This window comes from Streptomyces sp. NPDC014995, from assembly GCF_043080745.1.
GTDB lineage: Bacteria > Actinomycetota > Actinomycetes > Streptomycetales > Streptomycetaceae > Streptomyces.
The window spans coordinates 75,891-97,881 of the sequence record NZ_JBIBVX010000002.1 but is presented as its reverse complement, the minus strand read 5'-3'; the positions used below and the strand labels follow the sequence as shown (position 1 = coordinate 97,881).

The window sequence follows — 21,991 nt, the reverse complement described above, 5'->3', positions numbered from 1 at the left end:
CGTCGGCGAGGCCGCGGCGCCCGACGCCCCCGGCGCCGCCCCCACCGCCACGTACCCCTCGCCCCCGCCATCCCGGCCCACGGCCACTACCGCTCCCGCGCACACGACAACGGCCGCCGACGCGCCCAGCAGGGCGCCCCGGCGGCCATGTGTCCATGGAGGTCGGCGCATCGCGCCAGTGTGGCTGACGGTCCGTCAGGAGGGAAGCCCGTGTCGGCGCCGTTCTAGTCGGAGATCAGGCCGTCGCGGAGCTGGGCCAGCGTGCGGGTCAGCAGCCGGGAGACGTGCATCTGGGAGATGCCGACCTCCTCGCCGATCTGCGACTGGGTCATGTTGGCGAAGAAGCGCAGCATGATGATGCGGCGCTCACGGGGCGGCAGCTTGGCCAGGAGCGGCTTCAGCGACTCGCGGTACTCGACGCCCTCCAGCGCGGTGTCCTCGTAGCCGAGGCGGTCGGCCAGGGAGCCCTCGCCGCCGTCGTCCTCGGGGGCCGGGGAGTCGAGGGAGGAGGCCGTGTAGGCGTTGCCGACGGCCAGGCCGTCGACCACGTCCTCCTCGGACACGCCCAGGACCGCCGCCAGTTCGGCGACCGTCGGGGAGCGGTCCAGTTTCTGGGAGAGCTCGTCGCTGGCCTTCGTCAGGGCCAGACGCAGTTCCTGGAGGCGGCGAGGCACCCGCACCGACCACGACGTGTCGCGGAAGAAGCGCTTGATCTCGCCGACGACCGTCGGCATCGCGAACGTGGGGAACTCCACGCCGCGTTCACAGTCGAAGCGGTCGATCGCCTTGATCAGGCCGATGGTGCCGACCTGGACGATGTCCTCCATCGGCTCGTTGCGCGAGCGGAAGCGGGCCGCGGCGTAGCGCACGAGCGGGAGGTTGAGTTCGATGAGCGTGTCCCGGACGTAGGCACGCTCGGGGCTGTTCTCGTCGAGTGCGGCCAGCCGCAGGAACAGGGAGCGGGACAGGGTGCGGGTGTCGATGGCGCCCGTGGCCGGCAGAGCCGGGGTGGGCGCGGCCTCGAGGGCCGTGACGTCGTCGAGCAGGTCGGGCTCGACGGGCGTGACGGGCTCGGTGGGCGCGGATTCGCTCTTGGTGAGCGTGAGCACCTTCGAGCTGCCCTGGTCTGCGGACATGCCACCCCCTTTGGGTCGCGGGACGGTCGCGGCGGACTCTCCCGGAGAGGAAGGTCAGCCTTCACCTGAATACCGGAGCCGAAGCCTCGGCAAACGCGCTTCCCGCAGAATGTCACATGTCGGCAACACGCTGTAGTGACATGTCGACATCTGGGTAACGAATCGGCCCTGGAAAAAGGGGGTGTGACGGTGTTTCAGCGCAGTTCTGTCGGGATCCTCCCTGGTGAGCGATTCGCTCGCAACGGTGACCACTCGCTCCCGCATTCGGTTACGGCCGATCCCTCGGACGGACTACGCGTCGATCCTGTTCGCCGAGCGCAGCCGCTGGAAGCTACGCGCCAGTAGCCGAGAGACGTGCATCTGGGAGACGCCGAGTTCCGCGCTGATCTGGGACTGGGTGAGGTTGCTGTAGTAGCGCAGCAACAGGATCCGCTGTTCCCGTTCGGGGAGTTGGACCAGGAGGTGGCGGACCAGGTCGCGGTGCTCCACGCCGTCCAGTGCCGGGTCCTCGTAGCCGAGGCGGTCCAGCAGGCCGGGCAGCCCGTCGCCCTCCTGCGCGGCCTCCAGGGACGTCGCGTGGTACGAGCGGCCCGCCTCGATGCACGAGAGCACCTCCTCCTCGCTGATCCGCAGCCGCTCGGCGATCTCGGCCGTGGTCGGCGTGCGGCCGAAACAGGTGGTCAGGTCCTCGGTCGCGCTGGTGACCTGCACCCACAGCTCGTGCAGCCGGCGCGGTACGTGGACCGTGCGGACGTTGTCGCGGAAGTACCGCTTGATCTCGCCGACGACCGTCGGCATCGCGAACGTCGGGAACTGCACGCCCCGGTCCGGGTCGAAGCGGTCGATGGCGTTGATCAGACCGATGGTGCCGACCTGGACGACGTCCTCCATCGGCTCGTTGCGGGAGCGGAAGCGGGAGGCGGCGTAGCGCACGAGCGGGAGGTTGGCCTCGATGAGCGCCCCGCGCACCCGGTGGTGCTCCGGTGTGCCCGGTTGCAACTCCTTGAGCTGGCCGAAGAGCACCTGGGTCAGTGCCCGGGTGTCGGCGCCGCGGCGCTTCTCCGGACCGGGGGCGGGCGCGGATGCTTCCTCCTGGGGCGGCGCAGTACTGGCCGACACGGTCAACGCCACCTCTTCATCGGTCTTTGTCGGGCTTCATCGGAACTTCATCGGTCCACTCATCCGTCAAAAGCGGTCATAGCATCACAAGACAGTCCATTGTGTGCAAGCACCCCATAACGCCGTGTTGAGGGACAAGTTGAGGGCCGGTCGCATGCGAAAGCCCCCCGTCGTTCAGGCGGAGGGCTCGGTACGTCCGAAGGGGCGCGGCTTGGTACGCGGCCTAGAACTCGTAGTCCGCGACCACCCAGGTGGCGAACTCACGCCACAGGGCGACGCCCGCCTGATGGGCCGGGTGCTCGAGGTACCGCTTGAGGGCGGCCGCGTCCTCGACCGCCGAATTGATGGCGAAGTCGTAGGCGATGGGGCGCTCGCTGATGTTCCAGCCCAGCTCCCAGAAGCGCAGCTCCTCGATCCGGTCGCCCAGGGACCGGAAGGCCGCCTCGCCCTCCACGACCCGGGGGTCGTCGCGCTCGACGCCCTCGTTGAGCTTGAAGAGGACCAGGTGGCGGATCATGGAAACTCCCAGCGTGGTCGGCGGCCCCGGCTCCTTCGCCGTTACTGCGCCCCGTCGGCGAGCCAGGTGAAGAAGTCGCCGATGGCCTGCGCGGCGTCCGATATGCCCTGGAACCCTATCTGGACGTAGTCCGCGGCCTTGGCCGGGTCCGTGATGATCACGTACAGCACGAAGACCACGAGTACGTAGACGGCGATCTTCTTGGCGTTCACCGCCACCGCGGCCTCCCTGTGAGTGCTGACCCTAGGGCCCCCTATTGCCGGCGGCGAGTGTAACCCTCAGATCATCATGTACGACCAGCGGCTCGACGATCGAACGTCTCTCCCGAACGTCCCGAACATCTCCCGACCGTCTCCCGAACGCCACGCGAATGCCTCGCGGACGACGCGGACGAGGCGGACGAGGCGGACGAGGTCCCGAACGCAGAACACCCCCCGACCGCGTTCCCGCGGTCGGGGGGTGTTGTCAGCGGTAGCGGAGGGATTTGAACCCTCGGTGACTTGCGCCACACTCGCTTTCGAGGTCTGTTCGTGCTGGTCAGGCGGTCGTTCAGGACGGTTCGACCTCGTTCGTTCTCGCATCCTCGACCACTCGTTGAACGGCTGTGGACGATGCCGTACGAGGCTGAATGAGACGGGAACTGAGACGGGCGGCCGCAGCATCAGGGCTGTTCAAATGATGTGTAGCTTCTCGGGTGAACCGCCCGGCGGGCGAAGCAGCAAGTCTGCCCCGTCTTGTGTTTGAGCCTCTAGGTACGCGTAGATCTGTACAGCGCGATTGATGACATCAGCTTTTGACAAGCCGGTGCTTGCAGTCAGGTCGGCGATGGCGTCCACTGCGGGCGGAACGAACGTCACCGAGTAGCGCTCGTTCGCCGTACTACGCGAGCGGTTGGCGGACTGAGACATGCGCTTCCTCCTGTGTACTGGCCTGTGCATCGTAGCCGCACCAGATTGGTGCGTCTATGCACCACTCCTGCTAGAGTTCCGGAGCCGGGGCTATCGTGACCAGCCCTGGTGGCCTTAGTCGCGCTGTCTATGGCCTTCTGTTTCGAGTACGGCTGTCTCGGGTTCCATGCGTGATTGAGCAGCCGGAGTTCTGGTCCACCGCGGGAGTGATGTTCGCTCCCGCGTTGGGGCGTCGAGTAGCAGCACCAGCAGCCAGCAGCAGCAAACCCGCCGAGAGGTTTACTATGCACGGCCGCATGATCTCGTCGTCCGACGAACAGCCGACTCCGGCTGCCCACGTCACCTTCACGACTACTCCTGAAGGTCCCTCAATTGCTGTTGGGGTCCCGGCGGAACAGTCTCACTTGTTGATGAGGGCTCTCGGGGTCGCCACGGGGATTGGAGGTTCGGCCCTCGGGCCGTACCTCATGGCGCGCGCTCTGAACTTGGTGCACGCGGGTATGCCGTGGCAGCTAGAGGCTGGCCTGGTCCTTCTGGCCACGCTGCTGCCGCTGGTGTACTTCCTGCTCGGTCGGCGAAACTCCTCAACGGCATAGTTGAACGTAGTGATCCCCCTGACCTTGGTCAGGGGGATCACTACGTTAGAGGCGAGAGGCTTCGAGGGCTGCTATCACGGCCGTCGGGTCACCCTCATACAACAGGTGCGGTTCGTCTGCCTGAGGAGGGATGAAACGGGTTCGATACCGCTGGAGGTCGCTCTCGGAGAAGTAGATCGAGTTGGGATCGTCCGCGTGGAATTCGTTCCGCTTGCTGATCCTCGCCCACAGTTCGTCATGGCTTGCCTCGAGGTAGACGACTACTGGGGTGGCGCCGGAGTCTGTGGCGATCGCTCGCCATTTAGCCCGGTCCTCCGGGGTCCAAAAGCCGTGGTCAACGACGACATCGTGCCCGGCTTTGAGCTGCTCCCTGAGGTCGACCGCCACGTCTTCCAGGACCGGTCGCTCAAGGGTAGGGAAGACGCCCCTAGGAAAGTCCACTCCATAGACGCCATGCCGGCGGAACATCTCCTCGTCCGGGCACAGTCGGACGAACCCACGGTCGGTGAGGGCGCGGGAAAGCGTCGTCTTGCCGGAGCCGGGGAGTCCGGCCATCAGGACACAGAACGGCGGGCGTGGGGGCATCGGTCTCGTCATGGTTCGGGAGATGGCGGCCACCTCCGCTTCAGCTTCGGGCGTGATTGTGCCAGCCCTGCGGGCCGTAAGCAGTGCTTCTAGGCGGTCTTCGAGCACGCGCACGAGCGTGTCGTCCACGACCGTCACGGGGAGACCTCCGATTCTGTGCGCCATGTCCGGCCGGGACCCCCGAGGTCCACGCCGTATTCCACGATGTTGCCCTCGCTGTCCACGAACTTGGCTGTCATCACGACCACCGGGTCCGTCGGCGGGTTGTCAGGGTCCAGTTCCAGGAGCCGGGCGTACTCCGGCGTCAGTAGGCGCGCGGAAGCGGTGTCGATGCGGTGGCTGATCGGGTGACCGGTCGCCTGGGCGATGAGCTGGAGCGACGTTCCTCCCGTCAGGCGCTCGCTCACTGCTAGCTGAGGGATCAGCTTCCCGTATCGGGCGGGAATCCACGACGTGCTGTGAGCGACGATGCCGTGCCGGTCCCGGTACACGCGGCTACGGCGCACTACGTCGGAGCCGGGCTGAATGTCCAGCGCTTGTGCCACTTCCTCGGGGGCGGGCACCACGGCCGCCTGGTGTGAGTCGGATCGCTCGCCTGCTCCCCAGCTAGACCCGGTACGGCGTCCCCGGTCCTGCCGCTGCGCCCCGGATGACATCGGAGTCGGCTGGTCCAGCACTTCGGTACCGATGCCGTGGATGCCACGAACAAGCCCTTCGTTGCGCAGCTTGCGAAGGGCTTTCTCGGCTGTCGCCGTACTCACCTTCCACTCTTCCGAGAGGTTCTTGATGCTCGGCAAGAGGGTCCCTGGCTGTAGCTGACCAGACGTAATCAGCTGCGTGTAATGGGCGGCGATCTTCGCGTACGGCGCCCGATTGTCGGCCTGGCCTGCCATGTCGTCCGCTCCTTGTCGTCACTTCCCTGAGGTTCCCTAGCTTACCGCTTGACACCGCAGGGAACCCTAGGGAACCTTAGGGATGTGCCCGCCGGTCGGTTCGCCCGATCGGGGGTGCAGGACCTCAATGCGCTCTGAGTCAGGGGCCGTTCGGGGTCAAGGGGCCCGGGACAGAGCGGGCCGAGGGCGCACCCGACCCTGGTCATTCGGGAGGGCTTAGACCGAAAGGTCACGTCTCCATACGCCTACAACGGGGTCATGCCGCGCTACCTGATACGGGCGCTGCACCCCCGAAGGAGACACGTTCACCGCCCCGGTATTCCGCCGTGAAGGGCGCCGGATCGAATCCGGCCCGGGGCACTGGCCGCGCACGCGGCCCGCCGCACCGCTCAGGTGCGGCTCTTTCCCTCTCAACGGCGCGCGCCCCTGGAGCTGGCACTCCAGGGGCGCTGTTCGGGCCGCTCCTCTCTGGAAGGAACCACGACCCAATGAGCCACATCGTCACTGTTCAGGATGCTGTTACCGCGTTCGCCGACTTCATGGAGCCGACGAACGCCGAGCTGGACGCGATCGAGCAGGAGATGCCCGTGATCCTGGCGGACGTCGACCTGTTGGACGCGCACATCGTCACCCTGGACCGCACCCCGACCGAGCTGGACGTCCGCCGCATCCGCCGGGCCCGCCGCAGGGCGCTCGCCGCCCGTGTCGCGCTGCTCAACCGCACGGCCGGCACGAGCGTTCCCGGGGATGCCGCGTGAGCCTGAACCGCAAGGGGCGCGCCGCCCTGGTGCTGGCGCTGGTCGCCGTGGTCGGCATGGCGTTCCGGGTGTCCTGGAACGCGCTGCGGGACATCGCGAACGCGGTCGGCGCCGACGACACGGCCGCGACGCTGTACCCGTTCGTGGTCGACGGACTGATGGCGCTCGCTCTGGTCGCCACCCTCGTGCTCGCCGGCGACGCCCGCCGCTTCGCCCTGCGCGTTCTCGGCGCCTACACGATCGCCTCCCTCGTACTGAACTACGTGCACGGGCTGGTCCCGGAGCTGCACGGCCGTACGGTCGACTGGGGACGGCTGGCCGACTGGGACCCGGCGAACTGGGCCCTGGTCCTGCTGGCCACCTCGCTGCCGGTCGGGTCGATCTACTTCGGTTCCGACCTCGTCGCCAAGGTGCTGCACCACCGCCCCGCCCCGATCCCGGTCACGGCCGCGAATGCGGAGGAATCCACCGAGACCGAGAGGAAACGGTCTACGGCTGACCTCGTGGAATCGACCCCGCCGCAGGTCACCGCCACGGTGGTGCGGGTGCCCGACCGGTCGCCGGTCGACCACCGCAAACCGGGACTCGCCCTCAAGCCGATCCCACAGATCGCCCCCGCGCCGGTCGCCCCGATCGAGCGGCGGGCGGTGGCGGCGGAGTCGACCCGACCGCGACGCGCGACGGGCCGCGTCCCGGCCGCCGCGAAGTCGACCCGCCCCAAGCGCACTCCGGAACAGTTGCTGAACGAGGCACGGTCGGCGACCGCTGGTCTGCCCGACGAGAAGGTGACCGCCGAGGGCATCCGCCGCGCCGTCCATACGTCGCCGGTGAACGCCCGCAAGCTGCGTGACGCCCTGCTCGCTGAGCGGGCCGCCGCCCCGGCCGCCTGATGGGTGCGCTGCCGGTCTACCGGTGGCACCTCGCCCCGGACGGCTACGCCACCCGCCGCCAACTCCGCGAACGCGGGCTGCGGCCCGGCGGGCAGTGCGTGGCCGCGCAGCTCGAACGCCCCCGGCGGCGCCGGGGGCCGCTGGTCGCCTACCTCTACCGCATCGACCTCGCCCTGCCGGTCCGGCCGATGACGCCGGCTCGGCGGGCGGCGCTCGCCGCAGCGAACCGGGCCCGCCGCACCTGCCCCGCCTGCCGGCGCGATGCCGGATACGTCATCCCCACGTCGCTCGGCACCTGCGTGCCCTGCGCCTACCCCGACCCGGACAGGTCCGAAGGGAACATCTGATGGGCAACTCCGAGATCCGCCGCCTGGACCGCGAGATCGAGAAGACCGTGAAGAAGCTGGAAGCGGTCCGCCGGGGTGAGTGGTGGCCGCTGAACGGCAGCGAGCGCCGCGCCATGGCCCGCGCCCTGGCCGCCGGCGCCTACCAGATCACCCGGGGCCGCAGCGCCGCCCGCTCCGAGCAGCGCATGGACACCACCGGCACGGCCGCCGAGATGCGGCTGAACGCCGAGTTGACCGCGCTGCACGGCGAGCGGCAGCGGCTCATCACGGAGGCGGCCCGCGCCAAGGCCGCCAAGAAGTCGTCCGGCTGGTGGTGACCAGCCCAACCCCCGCACGCCGGGGTGGCCGCTCTTTCCACGGACCCGGCCACCCCGGCACCTGCACTCCCTCACTCCCGCCCCGATGGGGCAGTCAGGAGCAGTTCCAGCATGTCTGAGAACGTCGTTCACCTCCACAAGCCCACCGACCCCCCGGCCGACGACACGGCGCCCACGGTGCTCACCGTCGTGCCCGACGCCCCGCCGACGCCGCCCGTGCCCCTGTGGGTGCGCTCCGGGCGCGCGGTGAAGACGGCCGTCACGCACGAGACGACCAGGGCGACGGTCCGGGCGGTCGCCCGGCACTCGTCCTACACGTTCAACGGCGGGCGGATCGTGGCCCGCCGCACCTGGGACGGCAAGACCGGCGCCCGCTACGAACGCATGATCCGCGCCGCCGAAGCCGCGGGAAACCTGGAAGCGGCGGAAGAGTGGGAGGAGCGCCTGACGCGCTTCCGTGCGGCCCGCCACCACCGCCGCATGGACCTGCTCCACTCGCCCGTGGACGCCGCCAAGGGCGTCGCGGTCGGCGCCGGTATGAGCATCGGCCTGCTGGTCGCCCTCGGCGTTGTCATGGCGATCAACACGGGCGAGGTGCGGGACGTGGTCACCCCTCTGTCCGCGACCATCGACTTCATCGCCCTGCTGATCCGGATCGTTCAGATCGTCTGGGGACCGGCGCTCACGATCGGCCCGTTCCTCGCGCTGCTCGCCCTGTGGGCGGTCGGCCGCAAGCAGCACGCCGCACCCGCCTGGGCCCTCCCGGCCAACGTCCGGTCGGGTGAGGGTGAGCCGATCACTCCCTCCATCGTGGTCAAGGCCCTGCGTGACCTCGGCGTGCCCGCCCTGGCCAAGGCCATCAAGGAGATGGGCGACGCCGGCGCCTCCATGCTGGGACCGATCCGAATCGCCGGATGCGGCGTGGAGGTGGACGTCACCCTGCCCTCCGGGGTGGCGACGAACGAGGTGCAGAACAAGCGCCGGAAGCTCGCCGAGAACCTGACCCGGCACGAGCACGAGGTGTTCATCACGATCCCCGAGGCGGCCCGCACGGTCCGGCTGTGGATCGCCGATTCCGGGGCGCTGGACGAGCCGATCGGCCCGTCTCCGCTGGTCACCGACGAGACCCTGACCGCGAACTACAAGACGGGCAGGGCTCCTTGGGGGCAGGACCTGCGCGGCGACGCCGCCGCGATCAGCCTGTATCAGCGGCACCTGCTGGTCACGGGCCTGTCCAACCAGGGCAAGACCGCCGCCCTGCGCGCGCTGGCCCTGTGGCTGGCGCTGGACAAGTCGGTGCAGTTCTGGATCGCCGACCTGAAGGGCATCGGTGACTGGGCCATGTTCGACGGCATCGCGCAGGTGCTGATCGAGGGACCGTCCGACGACCACGTCATCCAGGCGACCGAGATGGTCGAGGACGCGGTGGAGGAGATGAACCGGCGGATCGAGGCACGCCGCCGTGACCCGAGCATCGTGTTCACGCCGCTGATCGTGCTGGTGGACGAAGCACAGTTGGCGTTCATGTGCCCGGTCGTCGGCGACGACAAGCGGCCCTACGGCGGGTCCAAGGCCACGTCCCGGTACTTCATGGCGGTCCGCAAGATTCACAACCAGGGCCGTGCGGTCGACGTGCTGATGTGGCAGGGCACGCAGGACCCCACCGACCAGAACCTTCCCAAGCTCGTGCGCGAGGGTGCCCACACCCGTGCCTCCCTCGTGCTGGGCACGGAGTCGCAGGCCCGGATGGCGCTGGGGGACAAGGCCGTGGACGGCGGAGCCGCTCCGCACCTGCTGCGCCAGGGCCTGGACAAGGGAACCCTCGTGGTTGCCTCCGACGGCATCGCCATTCCGGCCGGGCAGGCGTCCATCACGGTGCGGACCCACTTCATCGACGACGAGCCGGCCGCCGAGGTCGCCGACCGGGCCAAGGCCCTGCGCGACGGCGTCGCCACCCTGCGCGTGGTCGATCATGGCGAGGAGCGCGACGCGCTCGCCGACGTCGCCGACGTCCTCGGCGACGCCCCGCGCCTGCGGACCAACGAGGTCCTGAAGCGGCTGCACGCGCTGGACCCGGGCACCTACGGCGACCAGTGGACCAACGACCGACTGAAGCGGCTGCTGGAGGAGCACGGCGAGGAGCCGAAGAAGTCGCACGGGGTCATGGTCATTCACCGCGATCACGTTCTGCGGGCGCTCGTCAACCGCGACGCCGAGGGTTCCGCTTCCGCCGCCGAGTAGCGGGGAGGCACGGCCGTCCGGCCCGGGGAGGCGGGGAGAACTCCCCAACCCCCTCCCCGGACCACCTCCCCCGCGTTGATCAGCGAAAACACCGTTTCGGGGAGGCGGGGAGTCTCCCTGCTCAGACCCCCGAAACACCCCTCCACACGGCACCCCGAAGGGGGTGCCTTTGCCTCCCCGGCCAAGCACCGGAAGGGATTCCGTATGTACCCCGGCCACACGAACCACGCGCCCGTTCAGCGGGCCGTGGAAGTCCACCAGCCCACGCCGATCACCCCCGCCGCCGCGTACCCGGCGCCGGTCGTTCCCGTCCAGCCGGGCACGGTTCCGGCGGTCGCGAGCGTCGTCCTGCCGGACGGCCGTGTCGTCACCGGCTACGCCATCGACCATGCCCGCCCGGAGCCGGTGGCCGCGAAGCCGGCCGTCTCCCGCGCGGCGGTGAACGTCGCCCTCGGAGGCGTCGGGTTTCTCGCGGTGTGCGGCGGGCTGCTGCTGCTCACCTCGTTCATCGCCGCCCTCACCGCGTTCATCACCCAGCTCATCACCCTGGCCGCCGTCGTCTTCGGCGGATGGATCGCCGTGCAGGTGTTCAGCGCGAGCGGCCACCGGGGCGGAACCACCGTCAACATCCGCAAGGCCGTGATCAAGCGCAACCACTTCCACGGCTAGCTACGCCAAGAGCGGCCCCCCATTCCGCCAAGAAGTCGGGGCCGCTCTTGTCCACCTGCCATCACCTGACCTGTGGAGGTCTCCCAGCATGACGCAACCCGCCACCATCCGGCGAGTGCGCAGCCGACGGCCGACGCTGCTGGATCTGTTCTGCTGCCAGGGCGGCGCGGCCAAGGGCTACGCCGACGCCGGGTTCGACGTGACCGGCGTCGACAAGGACCCGCAGCCCCGCTACCCGTTCCGGTTCGTCCAGGCCGATGCCATCGCGTTCGTGCGCGCGCACGGCGCCGCGTTCGACTTCATCCACGCCTCCCCGCCCTGCCAGCACGACACCGAATGCCAGCGCCTCCAGGGCAACGCCCATCCCGACCTGATCGGTCCCACCCGCACCGCTCTGGAAGCCACCGGCCGCCCCTGGGTGATCGAGAACGTGCGGGGCGCGGTGCCCAAGCTGCGTGCACCGGTGATGCTGTGCGGGCAGATGTTCGGCCTGGACAACTACCGGCACCGGTACTTCGAGACCGGCGGCGACTTCCACCTCACCCTGCCGGACCACCCGGCGCACCTGGTCCCGCAGGCCAAGATGGGCCGCCCCGTCCCGCCCGGCCACTACGGCCAGTTCGTCGGCAACTTCTCCGGCGTCGACCTGGCCCGCCGCGTGCTCGGGGTGCCGTGGATGAACCGCGACGGCATCCGCGAGTGCATCCCCCCGGCCTACACCCAGCACATCGGCGCCGCCGCACTCGCCCTGCTGTCCGCCGACCGGCTGGAGGTGGCGGCATGAGCGCGCGCGTGCTGCCGCTGCGGCGCCCGAACGGCCTGCGCCTGCTGGACCTGTGCTGCGGAGCGGGCGGGCTGTCCATGGGCTACTACCTCGCCGGATTCGACGTGGTGGGCGTGGACGTCCGCCCGCAGCCCAACTACCCCTTCACCTTCGTCCAGGCCGACGGCCTGGACTACGCCGCCCAGTACGGCCACGCCTTCGACCTGGTCCACGGCTCCTGGCCCTGCGAGCGCTACGCCACTGTCACCAAGTGGCGCGGCAACCCGGAGTCGCACCCGGACCTGATCGGCCCGGGGCGAGATGCCATGCAGGCCACCGGCCGGCCGTGGGTCATCGAGAACGTCCCCGAAACGGCAGCCGCAGGCGTGCTGCGCCCGGACTACATCTTGTGCGGCTCCCAGCTCGGGCTGAACGTCCGCCGCCACCGCGTCTTCGAGACCTCGTGGGGCGGCGGCGGGGACCTGGTCCCGCCCTGCTGGCACCCCAAGGGCCGCAACAAGCTCATGTCGTTCGAGCACAAGGGCGAGCGCGCCTACGCCAACGCCATGGGCTGCACCTGGATGACCAACCTGGAAGCCCGCAAGGCCGTCCCCCCGGCCTACTCCCAGTGGATCGCCGCCCAGTTCCTCGCCCTCGAAGGGAGTGCCGCCGCATGACCGACTCCGAGCGACTGATGCGTGCCGCGCTGGACGCCGCCGAACGCGGCTGGCACGTCTTCCCGCTCCGTCCCGGCACCAAGCGCCCCGCCCTCCACGGAGAGCAGCGCTGCCCCGGCACCGGTCCCTGCTCCGACGGGCACCGGAAGTGGGAGCAGCGGGCCACGACCGACCCGGACCGTATCCGTGCGACGTGGGCGCGGGCGCCGTTCAACGTCGGTATCGCCACCGGCCCTTCCGGGCTGCTGGTGGTCGACCTAGACGTGCCCAAGGACAAGAGCAGTTCGGACACGTCTGACGGCATGACGACCTTTGCAGCGCTCTGCGAGCGCGCCGGGCACGCCGTTCCCGCCACCTACCGCACCCGGACCGCGAGCGGCGGTGAGCACCTGTACTTCACCGCACCGCCCGGGGTCCGGCTGTCCAACACCGCCCGCACCGTGGCCGCTTCAGTCGATACCCGCGCATGGGGCGGCTACGTCGTCGCCGCCGGCAGCACCACCCCGGCGGGAGACTACGAGGCTCTGTGCGGCCCTGAGGCGGCCACCGTGCCCGGATGGCTGCTGAGCATCCTCCGTCCGGCCCCCAGGCCGTCTGAGGCACCGTCAGCGGCCATAATGGGGCAATCCCGCCGATATGCTGACGTAGCACTCACCCGTGAGGCTCAGAACGTGGCGCGCGCCGCCCATGGCGGGCGCGAGGCCGCGTTGTTCCGGGCCGCGCGCGCCCTGGGGCGGTTCGTCGCGTGGGGCGACCTCCCCCGGCACAGGGTGGAGCAGGCTCTTCAGGAGGCGGGGGAGGCGGCCGGCCTCACCGTCGCCGAGTGCCGCTCAACCCTCCGCAGCGCCCTGAACTGGTCCATCGCCCACAACCAGCGGCGGAGGACAGCATGAGCACCCCTCCCCGCCCCTCCCTGAAGAGCGTCACCCCCACCCCGGACGGCCCGACGGGCGCCGTACCGGCCGCACCCCGACGGGCCGAGGGCGCCCCGAGGGGCGCCGCCCGTAAGGGCGTCGTGACTGCTCTTCGCTCGAACCAGCACACGGACACCTTCCCGACGCCGGACCGGCCCGGCATCCGGATCTCCGCCCCGCCGGTCTACCGCCACCACTGGGACGGCGCCCGCTGGTCCAAGCGATACGGCAGCACCCCCACCGCCGCCTACGCCTGCGCCTGCGGAGAAACCGGCACCGCCACCGGCCCCGAGGACATGGCCGCGCTGGTCGCCGACTACGACTACCACCAATCCACCTGCACCGGAACGCCCGCCGCCCCCACCGAAGGGAGGGCCGCCGCATGATCACCGCCATCGACGGCGCCGCGCTGCTGGACGAGGTGGAAGCCTTCCACCGTCGCTTCAACGTCTTCCCCACCGACGCCGCGTTCGTCGCGGTCGCCCTGTGGGACGCGCACGCTCACCTGCTCGACTGCTTCGACTCCACCCCCCGCATCGCCTTCCTGTCCCCGGAGCCGGGGTCGGGCAAGACCCGGGCGCTGGAAATCGTGGAAACCCTCGTGCCGCAGCCCATGACGGCCGTCAACGCCTCCGCCGCCGCCCTCTTCCGGTCCGTCTCCGGAGTCAACGGCAAGCCCACGATCCTGTTCGACGAGATCGACACCGTCTTCGGCCCGAAAGCCGGGGACAACGAGGAACTGCGCGGATTCCTCAACGCCGGCCACCGCCGCACCGGGGTCACGTACCGGTGCATCGGCGACGGCGGCAACCAGACCGTGCAGGCGTTCCCCTCGTACTGCGCAGTCGCGGTCGCCGGTCTCGGTTCGCTGCCCGACACGATCCTGACCCGCTCCGTCATCATCCGCATGCGGCGTCGGGCCAGGAACGAGAAGGTGGAGCCCTTCCGGGCCCGCATCCACGAGGCGGAGGGGCACAAGCTCCGTGACCGGCTCGCCCAATGGGCGGAGCAGGCGCGAGGGTTCGTCATGGGGGCATGGCCCGACATGCCGGACGGAGTCGCCGACCGGCCGGCAGACGTGTGGGAACCGCTGCTCGCCATCGCCGACGCGGCCGGCGGAGCCTGGCCCGACCGGGCCCGCGAAGCCTGCCTGACCCTGGTCAAAGCCTCCCGCGCCAACGACAAGGGCAGCCTGGGCGTCCGGTTGCTGACCGACCTGCGCGACCACGTCATGGTCGGCATCGACCGCCTGCCCACCGTCGCCATTCTGGACCGGCTCAACGCCATGGACGACGCCCCATGGGCCGACCTCAACGGCAAGCCGCTCGACAACCGGCGCCTGTCGAAGATGCTCGCCGAGTACATGACGGCCGACAACGAGCCCATCGCCTCCCGCAACATCAAGGCCGCCGGGAGTGTCCTCAAGGGCTACTACGCCGCCGATCTCTGGGACGCGTGGGCCCGCTACTGCCCCCCTCCCCCGGAAAGTCCGCTACCTCCGCTACCCGGCATGGAAAACGCCGCCTGACCAGCGGTTATGGGGTAGCGGCAAGCACCGGAATCTGCCGCTACCCCGCCGCTGCCTATCCGCTACCGCTACCCCTTCCCGCTACCTCGAACAGGCCTCTGACCTGCGAGGTAGCGGCGGTAGCGGAAGTAGCGGCCCTCAGAGGTACCCCCGAAGGACCAACCCAGAGGAGACCCCACGTGAGCATCGCCATCGTGGACACCGCGCCTCTCGCTGAGGTCAACGGCACGCCCCCCGTTCTCCTGACCGTCGAAGAAGCCGCCCGCTGCCTCCGGATAGGCCGGACCACCTGCTTCTCCCTCATCCGCACCGGGGAGCTGGAATCCCTGATGGTCGGCGGACTGAGGCGCGTCCCCGCCGACGCCCCGGCCGCCTACCTCGCCCGCCGTCGCGCTGAGCAGCAGGCGGCCTGACCGATCCCTCTCACCGGAGCGCCGCCCACGCGGGGTGGCGCTCCGGTCGTTTTCGCTCGCCTCAACCCCAAGGGAGTCCGCCAGTGGCGGAAGACAAGAAGCGCACCCGACAGCCCAATGGCCGCAGTTCCATCTACCAGGGCAGTGACGGCAAGTGGCACGGCCGCGTGACCGTCGGCGTCCGCGATGACGGCAAGCCCGACCGCCGCCACGTCGAACGCAAGACCCGCGCGGAGGTGACCGCCGCCGTCCGGGAATTGGAGCAGCAGCGCGACGCAAAGACCATCCGGAAGGCGGGCCGCCCCTGGACCGTCAAGACGTGGCTTACCCACTGGATCGAGAACATCGCCCCGCTCGCCGTCAACGAGAACACGATGGTCGGGTACGGCGTCGCCGTACGGAAGCACCTGATCCCCGCCCTCGGTGCTCACCGGCTGGACAAGCTGAAGCCCGAGTACATCGAGAACTTCTACGGGCGCATGGTGGCCGACGGCCGTAAGGCCGGGACGATCCACCAGATTCACCGCACATTCCGCACCGCGCTGAACGAAGCGGTACGGCGCGGCCACCTCGCCCGGAACCCCGTCCAGCTCGCCAAGGCCCCGCGCGTCAGCGAAGAGGAGATCGAGCCGTACACGGTCGAAGAGGTGCAGCGGCTGTTGCGCGCGGCGGACGACCGCCGGAACTCCGCACGGTGGGCCGTCGCGCTCGCCCTCGGACTTCGCCAGGGCGAAGCCCTCGGACTCAAGTGGGCGGATGTGGACCTGGCCCGAGGCGTCCTGATGGTCCGTCGGAGTCGCCGCCGACCGCGCTACGCCCACGGGTGCGGGGACACCTGCGGCAGGAAGGCCGGGTACTGCCCGCAGCGTCAGCGGACGAATCCGGAGACGGCCGACACGAAATCTCGCGCCGGACGGCGGGCCGTGGGGCTTCCCTCACAACTCGTAGACCTGCTGCGCATCCACCAGGCCAAGCAACAGGCCGAACGGACGGCGGCCGGCGCAGCCTGGGCGGACGAAGGATGGCTCTTCGCTACGCCGACCGGACGGGGCACATCCCCCCGGACGGACTACGACGACTGGAAGGAACTGCTTGACGACGCCAAGGTCCGAGACGGCCGGTTGCACGATGCTCGGCACACCGCCGCCACGGTCCTGCTGATCCTTGGAGTCTCCGAGCGCGCCGTCATGGGGCTCATGGGCTGGTCGACCACCGCCATGGCGGCGCGGTACCAGCACATGGTCGACTCCGTCCGTAGCGATGTCGCCCGGCAGGTCGACGGCCTCATCTGGTCGGCAGACGAGAGCACTGGACGCTGACACTGTGGGGCAGCTCGCGACTTACCCAGGGGTGCGTGAAACGACTCACGGACCCCCCTATTCCTAAAGGTCAGAGCCGCATTTTGACTCACGGATGAGTCGCGGGAGCGCGGCCCGGGAGGCAACTTTGTGAGTCCTTCCTCCCTCGCAAGGGAGGAAGGACCGCTACTCTGACGATGCAAACTTCGTGTCTCCCGCCAGGACACTGGTTGCAGTAGATCTCTGGAGAGCACCAGAGAGGACCCGAACAGAGGAACACCCGCGCAGCCCGGCATTGGACCCGCCACCAAGCCGGTGTCTTACTTCACTTAGACGCTGTTCCCCAAAGACGGAGGCCGCAGCGCCATTCGGCGTGCGGCCTCCTCCGACGCGTCGGGCTGTGACGCGTCGGCCTGCCTTACGGCAGGACTGGACTGCTTACGCAGTCCTTCTGGGAAGAGGGCCTGAGCTGAGGTTGCGGTTACTCACCGTTGTTCCACCAGTCGCGCCAAGTGCGCCACAGGTTGAGCGCGAACGAGCCCGCGGCCCAGCTTGGGCCCTTCTTTCGTTCCTCCTTCTCGTCCTCGGTTTTCCGAGTCGGCTCGGAGGGGGGCTGTCCGTCTTTCTTGCCTTCCATCGGTCACCTCCGGATCGGGGCCCGTCCGTGACGGGCACGGGACGTGATCTGGGGGCTGATGGACATGGCGTACGGCCATCCCAGCGGCAGCCTATGGGGCGCGTGGATCGGGTGTGGGCCGGTTTGCCAAACACGGCCAGACAGCTCCGCGGAAAGGCGATGTGAGGCCTCTGTGCGGAGTGACTGAGACGGGAAGTGAGACGGGACGCCGAAGGGGCGCCCGACTGGATCAGTCGGGCGCCCCTTCTACCTGCGGTAGCGGAGGGATTTGAACCCTCGGTGACTTGCGCCACACTCGCTTTCGAGGCGAGCTCCTTCGGCCGCTCGGACACGCTACCGAGGGAGACCTTACAGCACGGGGGGCCCTGCTTTGAAATCGGTATTCAGCGGGAGGGGAGCAACTCAGCGGGAGCGGAAGAACTCGGTGAGCAGTGCCGCGCACGTGTCCGCGAGGACGCCCTCGATCACCTCGGGCCGGTGGTTGAGCCGGCGGTCGCGGACGACGTCCCAGAGGGAGCCGGCCGCACCCGCCTTGTCGTCGCGGGCGCCGTAGACGACCCGGTCCACACGGGACTGGACGAGGGCACCCGCACACATCGTGCAGGGTTCCAGCGTGACGACGAGCGTGCAGCCGGTCAGCCGCCACTCGCCGACCTTCGCGGCGGCCCGCCGCAGCGCGAGGACCTCCGCGTGGGCCGTCGGGTCACCGCCGGCCTCGCGTTCGTTGTGGCCGGTCGCGAGGACGGTCGTGCCGTCGGCGGCGAGCACGACGGCCCCGACGGGGACGTCCCCGCCACGGGCGGCCCGGACGGCCTCTTCCAGGGCGAGCCGCATCGCGGCCCGCCAGCGGTCACGTACGGGGTCGGGGGCCACGGAGGTCGTCTCGGCGGCCTCGGGCGTCCGACCCGGCTCGGGTGCGGTCAGCGGACGGTCTCCAGGACCTCCGAGGCGCCCAGGGCCTCGGCGATCTCGGTGAGCGCGTCCTCCGTCAGCGACTTCAGCTCCTTCTCGCTGACGCCGAGGTCGTCGAGGATGGCGGCGTCACCGACCGGGCCGTGCGGTACGGCCTCGGCGGCGGAACCGGCGTCGACGTCGGCGTCGGCGGCGTCGTCGTCGTCCTCGCCGTCCTCGGTGCCGTCGAGGTCGAGGGCGTCGAGGTCGTCACCGGCGTCCCCGTCCCGGCCGAGCAGTTCGTCGGTGAGCAGGATCTCCCCGTACGAGCTGCGGGCGGCAGCGGCGGCGTCGGACACGAAGATGCGAGGGTCTTCCTCGCCGTCGACGCGGACCACGCCGAACCACGAGTCCTCCTGCTCGATCAGCACGAGCACCGTGTCCTCGTCGGGAGAGGCTTCCCGGGCCAGGTCGGCCAGATCCGACAGGGTCTCCACATCGTCGAGCTCTGTGTCGCTCGCTTCCCACCCGTCTTCGGTGCGCGCGAGCAGTGCGGCGAAGTACACCGTGACTCTCCCACTGGTCATAGGCGTGCCGGTTGGGGGTCCCCCCGGCGGAGGTTACGGGTGGAGAGAGCTGTGCTCCGAGCCCCACCCACTCGGAATCGTGGCAGAAACAAGGCGTTCAGGGGACGTCTTCGGCTCCCTGTGTCCGGCTGTTTTGATCGCGGGTCGGTACGGAGGTCCACAAGCAACTCACCAGCGCACTCGTTGCCGCCACGAGCGGGATCGTACGCGGCTTTCCGGTCCGTCCACGCACGCCCACCCCTCGCAACGCCCGCGACGTCGGCGATCTTCCCCGTCCGGGTCACGGGCGGGGGGCTACCAGCGGAACGTTCGCATGCGCATCGCGTGCCGCAGGCGGGCGGTCTTCGCCCGGCGCGGCTGGACGCGGTCGCGCAGCTCGCGGGCCTCGGCGAGTTCGCGCAGGAACTGGGCGCGTCGCCGACGGCGCTCGGCGTCCGTCTCCGGCGTCTCGTCCGCCTTCGACGTCGCGCGGTCTGGCAGGTCAGGCATTGGTCCACCACCCCGGTCCGTCCTCCCCACCTTCCCTCCGTCGGGCGGTTTGATGCCAGCGAACGGCCCAACCCGATCGAGGGGGAGAGGATCACCGTGTGTGCGGACACCGGGCGGGTTCGGCCCGGTTACTGTTGTGGGCATGCGTCTCCACGTCGTCGACCACCCCCTGGTCGCCCACAAGCTCACCGCGCTGCGCGACCAGCGCACGGACTCCGCGACCTTCCGCCGTCTCGCCGACGAGCTGGTCACCCTGCTCGCCTACGAGGCCACGCGTGACGTGCGCACCGAGGCGGTCGACATCCGGACCCCGGTCGCCTCGACGACCGGCGTCAAGCTCTCCCACCCGCGCCCGCTGGTGGTGCCGATCCTGCGGGCCGGCCTGGGCATGCTGGACGGCATGGTCCGGCTGCTGCCGACCGCCGAGGTGGGCTTCCTGGGCATGATCCGCAACGAGGAGACGCTGGAGGCCTCCACGTACGCCACGCGCATGCCGGAGGATCTCTCCGCCCGCCAGGTGTACGTCCTGGACCCGATGCTGGCCACCGGCGGCACGCTGGTCGCGGCGATCCGTGAGCTGATCAAGCGCGGCGCCGACGACGTCACCGCGGTGGTGCTGCTGGCCGCCCCGGAGGGCGTCGAGATCATGGAGCGCGAGCTGGCCGGCACCCCGGTCACCGTCGTCACGGCGGCCGTCGACGACCATCTCAACGAGCACGGCTACATCGTCCCCGGCCTGGGCGACGCGGGCGACCGGCTGTACGGGGCGGCCGAGTAGACGCTGCCGCCGAAGCGCCGGCGGCTCTCTCTCAGCAGTCCTTCTTCGTGGTCGCCTCGGGCCGCGGCGCGGTCAGGGCGGTCAGTGCCCTGGTGGCGTCCGCCTGGCTGGTCAGCGCCTGGAAGCCGTTGCCGAGGATCAGGTCGATCGCGGTGCCCGTGCGGGCGGCGTCGGTGCGGCGCTCGGCGGTGGAGAGCTGGGTGGCGAGGACGGGCAGCGACGTGTTGAGCGAGGACGCGGGACCCAGCAGAACGCCGGTGCCGGGGACCTTCTTGTCGTACTGCGCGCTCGCGTTGCCCACCTCGCCGATCTTGAAGCCGCGCTTGCGGAGTTCGTCCGCGGTGGTCTTGGCGAGGCCGCTGCGGGTGGTGGCGTTGAAGACGTTCACGGTGATCTGCGCGGGCTTGGGCAGCGCCGCCGGTGGGACGGTGGCCGCGGGGCTCGCCTTGACCGAGCAGGTCTTCGATCCGGCCGCCGAGGCCGTGCCCCCGCCGCCGGTGAAGACGTCGATGAGCTGAAGCGTCCCCCAGCCGGCCACACCGAGGACGGCACCACAGGCGACGACCACGACCACCAGCCGGCCACGCCGCCGGGACGGGCGCATCCGGGGGTACTTGTCCCCTGTGATCCGGTACTTGCCGCCCATGCCGGGGGGAGTCAGCATGCTCATGAACGCAGCGTAGTGCGCCCGGGCGAACATGCCTACTAGATGATCATTCGACACCCCTCAGTAGCACCCGAAAGGGTCAACCCGTGTCCGGGTCGGTGGTGTCGGTGCCGGTGAAGGAGGCCGCGCTGAGGTCGGACCGGTCGGTTCGGGGATCAGCGCAGGAAACCGGTCGAGCGGCACGGCGCAGGAGCAGTCGCCGCTCGGCCGCGCGGTTCCCCCGGCCCAGCCGTCGCCCGGCCCTGCCGTCGCCCGGCCCTGCCGTCCCTCAGTCCAGTTCCAGGACGCGCGCGTGCAGTACCTGTCGCTGCTGGAGCGCGGCTCGTACCGCGCGGTGGAGGCCGTCCTCCAGGTAGAGGTCGCCCTGCCACTTCACGACGTGGGCGAAGAGGTCGCCGTAGAACGTGGAGTCCTCGGCGAGGAGTGTTTCCAGGTCGAGCTGCTGCTTGGTGGTCACCAGCTGATCGAGGCGGACCGGGCGCGGCGCGACGTCCGCCCACTGCCGGGTGCTTTCCCGGCCGTGGTCGGGGTACGGCCGGCCGTTTCCGATGCGCTTGAAGATCACACGGAAAGCCTACCGGTCCAGACGTTCCGGGCGCAGCCATGGCGACCGAGTGTGACGTTGGAAAAGATGTAATGAACGGGGCGAAACGGGAACGAGGGGCTGCCCGGGCGGGCTGTCGGCGGTGCCCTTCCGTCCGGCAGGCGCCGTACACAGGCTGTGGACACGGGGCGAGTCGCCTCTCGTTGCCGCGAGGCGGAGGCGGTGGCGTCGCCTCCGCCGGCGTGTCAGCGGCCCCGGTCGCTCTTCCGGACCGGCTGCGGCTTCTCCTCGTCGGTGGCCTTCATCTGCGATTTCGGCGCGTTGCGCACGGCCTCCGCGCGCAGCAGGGCGCGCAGGACGGCGTATGGATCGGTGGGCATGGCTGGTTCCCTCGCATGTTCCTTCGCGTGTTCGTTGCGTTGTACTGGCCGGCCTCTTCGCGAGGGGCGGTCAGCAGCGCAGGACGACGGTGCGCAGGGCGTCCAGGGCGTACGGCGGCCCGGGCGGCGTCGGGAGGGGACGCCCCGGGGGGAGGCCGGGTGGCGGCTGCGGGCGGGGCGTGGAGCGCGGGGGCGGTGCGACGGCGCGGTGGGAGGTGCCGGGGGCGGGCCGCAGGGCCGTGTCCAGGGTGTCGTACTCGATGATCTCGGCGGCCACGGACGGCGTCGGGGCCGGCCCGGCGGGGACGACCGGCACGAGGACGGCGAGCAGCAGCACCACGACCCGTAGCCAGGCGTGGCCGAGCGGGAGGTTTCGTGTGCTGCTCATAGGAGGTCATTTCCCCGCGACACGCTGGGCGTTCAGCACGGTGGGCGCGAGAATCGCCCGT

The 21,991-nt window shown here is 69.9% G+C and carries 28 protein-coding genes and 1 tRNA gene; 14 read left to right on the top strand and 15 right to left on the bottom strand.

The window, feature by feature from the left end; all coding sequences use genetic code 11:
• Window positions 1-224: 224 nt before the first annotated feature.
• The 7 genes from ACF1A1_RS04840 to ACF1A1_RS04810 all read right to left on the bottom strand — a co-directional run bounded on the left by ACF1A1_RS04840 (window position 225) and on the right by ACF1A1_RS04810 (window position 5,754).
• The gene (locus tag ACF1A1_RS04840; RefSeq protein ID WP_391645485.1) at window positions 225-1,136 is read right to left on the bottom strand and encodes an RNA polymerase sigma factor SigF; all 912 of its coding nucleotides are present in this window, start codon (window positions 1,134-1,136) and stop codon (window positions 225-227) included.
• Between the two features lie 291 nt (window positions 1,137-1,427).
• The gene (locus ACF1A1_RS04835; RefSeq protein WP_391645483.1) at window positions 1,428-2,261 is read right to left on the bottom strand and encodes an RNA polymerase sigma factor SigF; all 834 of its coding nucleotides are present in this window, start codon (window positions 2,259-2,261) and stop codon (window positions 1,428-1,430) included.
• Window positions 2,262-2,478: 217 nt separating this feature from the next.
• Window positions 2,479-2,772 (bottom strand): Dabb family protein, encoded by a 294-nt coding sequence (locus ACF1A1_RS04830; protein ID WP_391645481.1) that lies wholly within the window; start codon window positions 2,770-2,772, stop codon window positions 2,479-2,481.
• A gap of 41 nt (window positions 2,773-2,813) precedes the next feature.
• Window positions 2,814-2,990: a hypothetical protein gene (locus tag ACF1A1_RS04825; RefSeq protein ID WP_391645479.1), complete on the bottom strand. Its 177-nt coding sequence runs from the start codon at window positions 2,988-2,990 to the stop codon at window positions 2,814-2,816.
• A 453-nt stretch (window positions 2,991-3,443) separates the two neighbouring features.
• Complete coding sequence (locus ACF1A1_RS04820) at window positions 3,444-3,680, bottom strand: hypothetical protein (RefSeq protein WP_391645477.1); 237 nt, start codon at window positions 3,678-3,680, stop codon at window positions 3,444-3,446.
• Window positions 3,681-4,321: 641 nt separating this feature from the next.
• Window positions 4,322-4,999 (bottom strand): AAA family ATPase, encoded by a 678-nt coding sequence (locus ACF1A1_RS04815; protein ID WP_391645475.1) that lies wholly within the window; start codon window positions 4,997-4,999, stop codon window positions 4,322-4,324.
• Complete coding sequence (locus ACF1A1_RS04810; protein WP_391645473.1) at window positions 4,996-5,754, bottom strand: GntR family transcriptional regulator; 759 nt, start codon at window positions 5,752-5,754, stop codon at window positions 4,996-4,998. Before ACF1A1_RS04810 ends, ACF1A1_RS04815 begins: the two co-directional genes overlap by 4 nt.
• Window positions 5,755-6,242: 488 nt before the next feature.
• Here ACF1A1_RS04810 and ACF1A1_RS04805 point away from each other — a divergent pair, with 488 nt between their 5' ends.
• The 13 genes from ACF1A1_RS04805 to ACF1A1_RS04745 all read left to right on the top strand — a co-directional run bounded on the left by ACF1A1_RS04805 (window position 6,243) and on the right by ACF1A1_RS04745 (window position 16,590).
• On the top strand, window positions 6,243-6,512 hold the full coding sequence (locus ACF1A1_RS04805; RefSeq protein ID WP_391645471.1) for a DUF6284 family protein: 270 nt from the start codon (window positions 6,243-6,245) through the stop codon (window positions 6,510-6,512).
• Between the two features lie 2 nt (window positions 6,513-6,514).
• The gene (locus ACF1A1_RS04800; RefSeq protein ID WP_391646377.1) at window positions 6,515-7,402 is read left to right on the top strand and encodes a DUF2637 domain-containing protein; all 888 of its coding nucleotides are present in this window, start codon (window positions 6,515-6,517) and stop codon (window positions 7,400-7,402) included.
• A complete protein-coding gene (locus ACF1A1_RS04795) occupies window positions 7,402-7,749 on the top strand; it encodes an RRQRL motif-containing zinc-binding protein (protein WP_391645469.1) in 348 nt (115 codons plus the stop codon). The genes ACF1A1_RS04800 and ACF1A1_RS04795 overlap by 1 nt, the downstream gene beginning before the upstream one ends.
• Complete coding sequence (locus ACF1A1_RS04790) at window positions 7,749-8,066, top strand: hypothetical protein (RefSeq protein WP_391645467.1); 318 nt, start codon at window positions 7,749-7,751, stop codon at window positions 8,064-8,066. The genes ACF1A1_RS04795 and ACF1A1_RS04790 overlap by 1 nt, the downstream gene beginning before the upstream one ends.
• Before the next feature lie 111 nt (window positions 8,067-8,177).
• Window positions 8,178-10,307: an FtsK/SpoIIIE domain-containing protein gene (locus tag ACF1A1_RS04785; protein ID WP_391645465.1), complete on the top strand. Its 2,130-nt coding sequence runs from the start codon at window positions 8,178-8,180 to the stop codon at window positions 10,305-10,307.
• A 204-nt stretch (window positions 10,308-10,511) separates the two neighbouring features.
• Entirely contained in the window at window positions 10,512-10,976 is a 465-nt protein-coding gene (locus tag ACF1A1_RS04780) for a hypothetical protein (RefSeq protein ID WP_391645463.1), read from the top strand.
• A gap of 88 nt (window positions 10,977-11,064) precedes the next feature.
• Complete coding sequence (locus ACF1A1_RS04775; protein ID WP_391645461.1) at window positions 11,065-11,760, top strand: SAM-dependent methyltransferase; 696 nt, start codon at window positions 11,065-11,067, stop codon at window positions 11,758-11,760.
• Entirely contained in the window at window positions 11,757-12,416 is a 660-nt protein-coding gene (locus ACF1A1_RS04770) for a DNA cytosine methyltransferase (protein ID WP_391645459.1), read from the top strand. The genes ACF1A1_RS04775 and ACF1A1_RS04770 overlap by 4 nt, the downstream gene beginning before the upstream one ends.
• A complete protein-coding gene (locus ACF1A1_RS04765) occupies window positions 12,413-13,309 on the top strand; it encodes a bifunctional DNA primase/polymerase (RefSeq protein WP_391645457.1) in 897 nt (298 codons plus the stop codon). The genes ACF1A1_RS04770 and ACF1A1_RS04765 overlap by 4 nt, the downstream gene beginning before the upstream one ends.
• Window positions 13,306-13,716 (top strand): hypothetical protein, encoded by a 411-nt coding sequence (locus tag ACF1A1_RS04760; protein WP_391645455.1) that lies wholly within the window; start codon window positions 13,306-13,308, stop codon window positions 13,714-13,716. The genes ACF1A1_RS04765 and ACF1A1_RS04760 overlap by 4 nt, the downstream gene beginning before the upstream one ends.
• Entirely contained in the window at window positions 13,713-14,858 is a 1,146-nt protein-coding gene (locus ACF1A1_RS04755; RefSeq protein ID WP_391645453.1) for a DUF3631 domain-containing protein, read from the top strand. Before ACF1A1_RS04760 ends, ACF1A1_RS04755 begins: the two co-directional genes overlap by 4 nt.
• Before the next feature lie 179 nt (window positions 14,859-15,037).
• Window positions 15,038-15,271 carry a helix-turn-helix domain-containing protein gene (locus tag ACF1A1_RS04750; RefSeq protein ID WP_391645451.1) on the top strand — a complete coding sequence of 78 codons (234 nt, stop codon included), beginning with the start codon at window positions 15,038-15,040 and terminating at the stop codon, window positions 15,269-15,271.
• A gap of 83 nt (window positions 15,272-15,354) precedes the next feature.
• Window positions 15,355-16,590 (top strand): tyrosine-type recombinase/integrase, encoded by a 1,236-nt coding sequence (locus tag ACF1A1_RS04745; protein ID WP_391645449.1) that lies wholly within the window; start codon window positions 15,355-15,357, stop codon window positions 16,588-16,590.
• An 869-nt stretch (window positions 16,591-17,459) separates the two neighbouring features.
• Here the strand turns inward: ACF1A1_RS04745 and ACF1A1_RS04740 are convergent.
• From ACF1A1_RS04740 to ACF1A1_RS04725, 4 genes are all read right to left on the bottom strand, one after another.
• Window positions 17,460-17,544 (bottom strand) — tRNA-Ser (locus ACF1A1_RS04740).
• 64 nt (window positions 17,545-17,608) lie between these two features.
• Window positions 17,609-18,040, bottom strand: coding sequence for a tRNA adenosine(34) deaminase TadA (gene tadA, locus ACF1A1_RS04735; protein WP_391646375.1), 432 nt, complete (start codon window positions 18,038-18,040; stop codon window positions 17,609-17,611).
• A gap of 86 nt (window positions 18,041-18,126) precedes the next feature.
• Window positions 18,127-18,663 carry a hypothetical protein gene (locus tag ACF1A1_RS04730; RefSeq protein WP_391646373.1) on the bottom strand — a complete coding sequence of 179 codons (537 nt, stop codon included), beginning with the start codon at window positions 18,661-18,663 and terminating at the stop codon, window positions 18,127-18,129.
• A 315-nt stretch (window positions 18,664-18,978) separates the two neighbouring features.
• Window positions 18,979-19,173, bottom strand: a complete 195-nt coding sequence (locus ACF1A1_RS04725; protein WP_391645447.1) for a hypothetical protein — start codon at window positions 19,171-19,173, stop codon at window positions 18,979-18,981.
• 142 nt (window positions 19,174-19,315) lie between these two features.
• Between ACF1A1_RS04725 and upp the strand changes: the two genes are divergently transcribed.
• The gene (gene upp / locus ACF1A1_RS04720; protein ID WP_391645445.1) at window positions 19,316-19,951 is read left to right on the top strand and encodes a uracil phosphoribosyltransferase; all 636 of its coding nucleotides are present in this window, start codon (window positions 19,316-19,318) and stop codon (window positions 19,949-19,951) included.
• A 31-nt stretch (window positions 19,952-19,982) separates the two neighbouring features.
• Here the strand turns inward: upp and ACF1A1_RS04715 are convergent, their stop codons facing one another.
• The 4 genes from ACF1A1_RS04715 to ACF1A1_RS04700 form a co-directional block, all read right to left on the bottom strand.
• Window positions 19,983-20,597, bottom strand: a complete 615-nt coding sequence (locus ACF1A1_RS04715) for a LytR C-terminal domain-containing protein (protein WP_391646372.1) — start codon at window positions 20,595-20,597, stop codon at window positions 19,983-19,985.
• A gap of 289 nt (window positions 20,598-20,886) precedes the next feature.
• Window positions 20,887-21,183 carry a type II toxin-antitoxin system VapB family antitoxin gene (locus tag ACF1A1_RS04710; protein ID WP_004943146.1) on the bottom strand — a complete coding sequence of 99 codons (297 nt, stop codon included), beginning with the start codon at window positions 21,181-21,183 and terminating at the stop codon, window positions 20,887-20,889.
• A gap of 224 nt (window positions 21,184-21,407) precedes the next feature.
• Window positions 21,408-21,542 carry a hypothetical protein gene (locus ACF1A1_RS04705; RefSeq protein WP_391645443.1) on the bottom strand — a complete coding sequence of 45 codons (135 nt, stop codon included), beginning with the start codon at window positions 21,540-21,542 and terminating at the stop codon, window positions 21,408-21,410.
• 70 nt (window positions 21,543-21,612) lie between these two features.
• A complete protein-coding gene (locus ACF1A1_RS04700) occupies window positions 21,613-21,930 on the bottom strand; it encodes a hypothetical protein (protein ID WP_391645441.1) in 318 nt (105 codons plus the stop codon).
• Window positions 21,931-21,991 lie beyond the last annotated feature (61 nt).